The following is a 509-nucleotide window of genomic DNA, read 5'->3' as shown; positions in this document are numbered from 1 at the left end:
CCCGGGTCGGCGCGGCGGGCGATGTCCAGCACGACCGGGACCGTGCGCAGTGCCTTGGCGAAGCCGCCGGCGCCGGTCGTCTCCTGGCCGACGCAGTCGCACGCGAGCGGGAACGTCTCGTCGCTGATGCGGGCCCGCTGGCCGCCGACGCGCAGCTGGATGACGACCGTGGCCGCGCCGCGCAGCGCATCGTCCACATCGGACGTCCAGCGCAGCGTGGCGCCGCTGCCGTGGTGTGCCAGCAGGCGCCGCGCGAACGCGCCGACGACCGCCAGGCGCTCCGCGTGCGGGTCGAGCAGCACGATCTCGGACGCGAACGGCGCCAGCCGCGCGAACCCGTCGATGAGCTCCGGGGTGTAGGTGGACCCACCCCCGACGACGGCGATTTTCAACCCTTGACTCCTGTCAGTGTCACGCCCTGCACGAAGGCGCGTTGTGCGAAGAAGAACAGCGCCACGACCGGCACCATCGTCAGGATGGTCGCGGCGCTCACCAGGTTCCACTGCACA

General features: G+C 72.1%; 1 protein-coding gene. It reads right to left on the bottom strand.

Going from position 1 to position 509, the window contains the following annotated elements; genetic code table 11:
* Positions 1-392, bottom strand: a 392-nt coding sequence (locus ABD901_RS58915; RefSeq protein ID WP_486303880.1) for a family 4 glycosyl hydrolase, incomplete at its 3' end; no start/stop codon positions are given.
* Between the last annotated feature and the right edge of the window lie 117 nt (positions 393-509).

Origin of the sequence: Dactylosporangium darangshiense, assembly GCF_039537565.1 — a bacterium.
GTDB lineage: Bacteria > Actinomycetota > Actinomycetes > Mycobacteriales > Micromonosporaceae > Dactylosporangium > Dactylosporangium darangshiense.
Note: the sequence above shows the minus strand (reverse complement) of the source record. Positions and strands in the feature narration are given on the sequence as shown.